Origin of the sequence: Arthrobacter sp. Bi26, assembly GCF_918697925.1 — a bacterium.
Classification (GTDB): Bacteria; Actinomycetota; Actinomycetes; order Actinomycetales; family Micrococcaceae; genus Arthrobacter.
The window spans coordinates 1-5,920 of sequence record NZ_CAKKMF010000157.1 but is presented as its reverse complement, the minus strand read 5'-3'; the positions used below and the strand labels follow the sequence as shown (position 1 = coordinate 5,920).

Annotated in this window: 4 protein-coding genes and 1 pseudogene; 1 reads left to right on the top strand and 4 read right to left on the bottom strand. The window is 66.7% G+C overall.

All coding sequences use genetic code 11. The annotated features are described in order from the left end of the window. Positions 1-733: 733 nt before the first annotated feature. Complete coding sequence (locus LQV16_RS22690) at positions 734-1,732, bottom strand: hypothetical protein (RefSeq protein WP_229996100.1); 999 nt, start codon at positions 1,730-1,732, stop codon at positions 734-736. A 245-nt stretch (positions 1,733-1,977) separates the two neighbouring features. Here LQV16_RS22690 and LQV16_RS22685 point away from each other — a divergent pair, with 245 nt between their 5' ends. Further along, a complete protein-coding gene (locus LQV16_RS22685) occupies positions 1,978-4,200 on the top strand; it encodes an NADP-dependent isocitrate dehydrogenase (protein WP_229996099.1) in 2,223 nt (740 codons plus the stop codon). A 139-nt stretch (positions 4,201-4,339) separates the two neighbouring features. Here the strand turns inward: LQV16_RS22685 and LQV16_RS22680 are convergent, their stop codons facing one another. The 3 genes and pseudogenes from LQV16_RS22680 to LQV16_RS22670 all read right to left on the bottom strand — a co-directional run. Continuing rightward, positions 4,340-4,924 (bottom strand): SRPBCC family protein, encoded by a 585-nt coding sequence (locus tag LQV16_RS22680; RefSeq protein WP_229996098.1) that lies wholly within the window; start codon positions 4,922-4,924, stop codon positions 4,340-4,342. 213 nt (positions 4,925-5,137) lie between these two features. Beyond that, positions 5,138-5,659 carry a mucin-associated surface protein gene (locus LQV16_RS22675; protein ID WP_229996097.1) on the bottom strand — a complete coding sequence of 174 codons (522 nt, stop codon included), beginning with the start codon at positions 5,657-5,659 and terminating at the stop codon, positions 5,138-5,140. Beyond that, positions 5,656-5,920: pseudogene (locus LQV16_RS22670) on the bottom strand (serine/threonine protein kinase); the annotation flags it as partial. The gene LQV16_RS22675 and the pseudogene LQV16_RS22670, both read right to left, overlap by 4 nt.

Sequence of the window (5,920 nt, the reverse complement as noted above, 5' to 3'; positions counted from 1 at the left end):
GGGTGTGGGGAGGGCATGTCCCACGAGCTCTGACGCTGGCAGGGCCAACCTGGGGACATGCTCATTCCTGCCTGGGAACATGCTCATTCATTACGGACTCCGGGGACCGGCCGGGGGACATGCCCATTGTTCGCGCCAAGGCCCGGACACAGGGGTATATGTCCAGGCCTCGGGGTGTGAGGAGGGCATGTCCCGTGAGCCCTGACGCTGGCCGGGCCAACCTGGGGACATGCTCAATCTTGCCGGAGCGCCGGGGACCAGCCCGGGGGACAGGCTCATTGATTGCGGACCGTCGAGGACCTGCCCCGGGGGACATGCCCATTGTTCGCGCCAAGGCCCGGACATAGAGGGTATATGTCCAAGCCATGCCGTGTGGGGAGGGCATGTCCAGCGGATAGCCGCCGTCGCCGACTGATGCCAACGCGGGGCCACCGCGTCCTCCCCACTGCTGAAGAGGGGCCGCAAGTGACCCCGCGCTGGGGTGCATAAGGTCGGGGTAACAAAGGCTGGAGGAAACAAGGGTTGGGCTAAACAAGAGGCTGGGCAATCAAGGGTTGAACAAACAGGCCGCGAATCAAAGCGGGGGTGCCCGCGCTAGGGATAACACGGCTGGGCATCCACCCCGGTCCGCACCCGGGGTAACAAGGCTGGGCATCCACGCACCCTGTCCACGCACCTGGGGTGACAAGGCTGGGTGCACGGGCCCCGCGTGAACGGGGCCCGTGCCCTCAGGCTAGGAAGCGGCCGCGGTGGTGTAGGCCTGCTGGATGACTGTGCCCCAGTAGGGGCCGTACATCTTGGTGGATTTGCTGCCGTAGCCATAGCTGTTGATGGAGTTCTGGTAGCCGGAAGCGCTGGTGCCGATGAACCACGGACCGCCCGAGGACCCGCCGGTCATGTTGCAGGGGATCCCCTGGGTGTTGAACTGCGGGTTGTAGGGATCGTTGGTGGCGGTGCCGCTGCAGCTCTTGAGGGATTCACCGTTGAAAGGCGCCGCGGCCGGGTATCCGAATGACTTGTAGCTCAGGCCGCGGGCGGCGTTGAACTGCAGTCCGGAGCCGCCGACGACGTCGCTCAGGTACTGGCCGTTGAGCGTGGACATTACGGCGAAGCCGGTGTCGTAGGTCATGTCGCCCGCGGAGCTCCACTGGGTGGGGGCGTAAAGGGCCTTGGCCGTCCACATGCCGTAGGGGGCCGCGCCGTTCAGGTACGCCGGGACGAACGTGAACTTGGTGGCGAAGGCGCCCGGACCCTCATTCACGCAGTGTCCGGCCGTGGAGACCGTGCTCTTGTTGGCGGAGGAGACCGAGTTGCCGGAGCAGACGTAGTTGGTGCCGCCGAGGGTGAAGAAGACCTTGCCGATGTGCGGGACGGGGGTCTCGCTCGCATTGGCCTTGGTCTGGAGCGCCTGGGTTTGCAGCTTCGGAGCAGCGGCCTCTACCTTGCTCGGCGCGCCCGTTTCCGCTGGGCCCTGGGCCGAGGCGGCCTTGCCACTGCGCTTCATGGCCCTGTCGGCCAGGACGTCGCCGGGGACGGCATTGCGCATGCGTTCCGGGGTCCAGTAGTCGGCCGTCCCCGTTTCGGTGACGGTGTGGCTTGCGACATCGGAGGCGGAAACCGGTGCCTTGGCCGGGGCGGGGGAGGCGGTGGCCGCCCCCGCGGCACTCAGGGCCAGCAGAGCGGCGGCCGACAGAGTCAGCAGGCTGGTGGCCAGAGTCTTGGGTGTTCTCATGGGTGTCCTAACCGGTGGAAATGCGGGGCGGCCGCTGGTGGCGGCCGCTGGATGGAACGAAACTACGGCAAATTGACTAACCTGTAAAGTAGCTTGTCAATTCTTGTTATGCCGTGTTGGGGTGTCACCTATCCGTCCGCGCACGACGCCGGTAGGCGCCAACGGGGGCACCTCGGGTAAGTTAGGGGTGTTGAGATAACACAAGATTCCGGAAATACCCAGACCTTCAGGGAGACGCCCGAGCAATGGCAAAGATTATCTATACCCACACCGACGAAGCGCCGATGCTGGCCACCTATTCGTTCTTGCCGATCATTGAGGCGTTCGCCTCGACGGCCGGTGTGGAAGTGGAGACCCGCGACATCTCGCTGGCCGGCCGCATCATCGCCGCGTTCGGCGACTACCTCACCGAAGAGCAGCGCGTCAGCGACGCCCTGGCCGAGCTTGGTGCCCTTGCCAAGACGCCCGAAGCCAACATCATCAAGCTGCCCAACGTCAGCGCCTCCGTGCCCCAGTTGAAGGCCGCAATCGCCGAACTCCAGGGCCACGGCTACGCGCTGCCGGACTACCCGGACAACCCCACCTCCGATGAGGAAACGGACATCCGGTCCCGCTTCGACAAGATCAAGGGCTCCGCCGTGAACCCTGTCCTGCGCGAAGGCAACTCGGACCGCCGTGCTCCGCTCTCGGTCAAGAACTACGCCCGCCAGAACCCGCACAGCATGGGCGCGTGGACTCCGGACTCCAAGACCAACGTGGCCCACATGGAGGCCGATGACTTCCGCTCGAACGAGTTGTCCGTGGTCATCGATGCGGACACGAAGATCAAGATCCAGCTCGTCAAGGAAGACGGCACTGTCAAGGTCCTTAAGCGTGCCTTCCCGGTCCTGGCCGGCGAGGTCATCGACGGCACCGTGATGCGCGCGGCGGCCCTGGATGCATTCCTCGCCGCCCAGGTGTCCCGGGCCAAGGAGGAGGGCGTGCTGTTCTCCGCCCACCTGAAGGCCACCATGATGAAGGTGTCGGACCCCATCATCTTCGGCCACGTCGTCAAGGCCTACTTCGCTGACCTCTTCGCCACCTACGGCGAGCAGATCGCCGCCGCCGGCCTGAGCCCCAACAACGGCCTGGCCTCCATCCTGAACGGCCTCGGGGACCTCCCCGAGGAGATCCGCGGCGACGTCCAGGCGGCCATCGAAAAGGGCCTCAACGACGGCCCCGAACTCGCCATGGTCGACTCCGACAAGGGCATCACCAACCTGCACGTGCCCTCCGACGTGATCGTCGACGCCTCGATGCCGGCCATGATCCGCAGCTCGGGCCACATGTGGGGCCGTGACGGCCAGGAGGCCGACACCCTCGCCGTCCTCCCGGACAGCAGCTACGCCGGTATCTACCAGGTTGTCGTCGACGACTGCCGCGCCCACGGCGCCTTCGATCCCACCACCATGGGCACCGTCCCGAACGTCGGCCTCATGGCCCAGGCCGCCGAGGAATACGGCAGCCACGACAAGACGTTCGAGATCCAGTCCGCCGGCACCGTCCAGGTCGTCGACGACGCCGGCACCGTGCTGATCGAGCACCAGGTCGCCCCGGGCGACATCTGGCGCGCCTGCCAGACCAAGGATCTGCCGATCCGTGACTGGGTCAAGCTCGCCGTCACCCGTGCCCGCGCCTCCGCCACACCCGCCGTCTTCTGGCTGGACAAGGGCCGTGCACACGACGCCCGGATGATCGCCAAGGTGGAGGAATACCTCAAGGACCACGACACCGAGGGCCTGGAGATCGCCATCATGTCCCCGGACGAGGCCACCGCCTTCACGGTGGAACGCCTGCGCAAGGGCGAGGACACCATCTCGGTGACCGGCAACGTGCTCCGCGACTACCTCACGGACCTCTTCCCGATCCTGGAACTGGGCACCAGCGCCAAGATGCTCTCCGTGGTGCCGCTGATCAACGGCGGCGGCCTGTTCGAGACCGGCGCCGGCGGATCCGCCCCGAAGCACGTCCAGCAGCTGCTCAAGGAAAACCACCTGCGCTGGGACAGCCTGGGCGAGTTCCTCGCGCTGGCCGTCAGCTTCGAGCACCTCGCCACCAGCACCGGCAACGCCCGCGCCCAGGTCCTGGCTGACACCCTGGACCGCGCCACCGGCACGTTCCTGCTCGAGGACAAGTCCCCGAAGCGCAAGGCCGGCGAGCTGGACAACCGCGGCAGCCACTTCTACCTGGCCAAGTTCTGGGCCCAGGAACTGGCCAGCCAGAGCGACGACGCCGAGCTCGCCGCGGCCTTCGCCGCCGTTTCCGAGGCACTGAACTCCAATGAGGACACCATCACCGGAGAACTCCTGGCCGTGCAGGGCTCCCCGGTGGACATCGGCGGGTACTACCGGCCGGACGAGGCCAAGGCCACAGCGGTCATGCGCCCCTCGGCGAAGTTCAGCGAAGTGCTGGCGACGCTGACCAAGTAGTCACCGCCGCGGCGCTCCCGCAGCGCTCCACGGCGCCCGCTAGGTCGCCATGCAAAACGCCCCGTCTCCCGAAAGGGAGGCGGGGCGTTTTGCCGCCAGTCCGGCAGCGCAACCCAGCCGGATCAGTGCGAACGCCAGGTCAGCGCTGCTGGTCCTGGCCGAAGGGCGGCTGGGGGGCAAGGTCGGGATCGGTGTCCACGCGCTGGAAGGCAGGTTCCGCGCCGTAGCCCACCTCCTCCTGGAGCGGCACGGCGGTGGTGGCGCCCGGCGCGACTGCGTCCACGCGACCGCGCCATCCGCCCGTCTCGGCGCCGCGCTCTTCGATAAACAGCTTGAATTTCTTCAGGTCGGCAGCAACCTGGCGGGAATCAAGGCCGATGGCCGCGCCGACCTTTTCCGCGGCCGAGTCCGGCTCCCAGGTCAGCTCGACGTTCACCTTCGTTTCGGCGTCGCCGAGGTCCTCGAACCAAACGGTGCCAGCATTCCGTGGTTCGTCAAGGCTTTCCCACGACACGCGCCGGTCCGGTTCCTGCGCGGTGATCCGCGCGTCGTACTCACGCCGGACTCCACCGATGCTGGTCTTGAAATGGACAGTGGTGTCGTCCAGCTGACTAACGGATTCCACGCCGCTCATGAAGAGCGGAAATTCCTCGAACTGTGTCCACTGGTTGTAGGCCTGGTTCAGCGGAACATTGACTTCGATGGATTCCTGAACAGTTGCCATGCAGGCGTCACTCCTTCGATTGGCGGACGGCAGTCCGCGATTCTTGTCGTTGACCGGCGCAAGGCCGTTTCTCCACGCTAGCGGACTTCCTCCGAAATAGTAAGCAGGCTGACGATGGTGACGACGGAGGCGTCCCGGTCGGTCTGCGGCCAGGGCCGATGTCGCGGCCTTTTACCGTCGCGGAATCTGGTGCGGCACCAGGTAGGCGGCTCCTCAGCCCTTGCCCTTCCCCTTGTCCTTCGATTTGCCGTTACTGTTCGCGATATCGCTGGCGACCGGAGCGGGAGCCGGCGCCGGGGCAACGGCGGCAGGGGCAGTCTGGGCAGCAGCTGCCGCCTGAGCCGCGGCAGCCTGTTCAGCCGATGCTTCTTCCGCCGCCTTTCGGGCCGCCTCGGCCGCCTGCTGCGCGGCAAGATCCACCCGGACGGCCTCAATCGATGACTTGATGCTCTGGTGGCGTCTGGAGGACACCTCGCCGCTCGCGGCTGCGGCATCCAGGCGGGCCAGTAGCTCGTCAAGGTGCTTCAGGGAACCGGCGGGATCATTGGCGGCCGCAGCCTCGCTGACAGCCAGAACCTGGGATTGCAGCTGCCTGGCCGCGTCGCGGCCGAGCTCGGGCGCAGGGGAGCCGCAGCCGGCCAGTGCCCCGGCCACCAGCAGTCCCGCGAGGAGACCCGCCGGCACCCGGTACCTGGGACCGTCGTGGTCCTGCCCGGCTGTTCGCGAATGGCTCATGGTTCCACGCCCTTCTGCAGATTCTTCAGATGATCGCCGAGTGGCCCCGTAACGGTGGGGTAGGGGACGACGTCGGGGGCCGCCGGGACGGACAGTGTGACGGCGACCGTTGCTACGACAGCAAGGACTGCCAGTCCGGCAAGCAGCAGGGCCAGGCGGGTGCGGAGCCCGGCCCGGAGGAACCAGGAGGCTCCATGCGAATGCGAAAGACGGTGGCGCGGCCGGCGCGGCAGAGCATCCGGGTCCAGCCAGCTCAAGGAG

Bases quoted from the DNA above. Each gene is read 5' to 3' on its own strand.
- LQV16_RS22680 (WP_229996098.1), bottom strand. From the start codon at position 4,924: ATGGCAACTGTTCAGGAATCCATCGAAGTCAATGTTCCGCTGAACCAG.
- LQV16_RS22675 (WP_229996097.1), bottom strand. From the start codon at position 5,659: ATGAGCCATTCGCGAACAGCCGGGCAGGACCACGACGGTCCCAGGTAC.
- LQV16_RS22685 (WP_229996099.1), top strand. From the start codon at position 1,978: ATGGCAAAGATTATCTATACCCACACCGACGAAGCGCCGATGCTGGCC.
- LQV16_RS22690 (WP_229996100.1), bottom strand. From the start codon at position 1,732: ATGAGAACACCCAAGACTCTGGCCACCAGCCTGCTGACTCTGTCGGCC.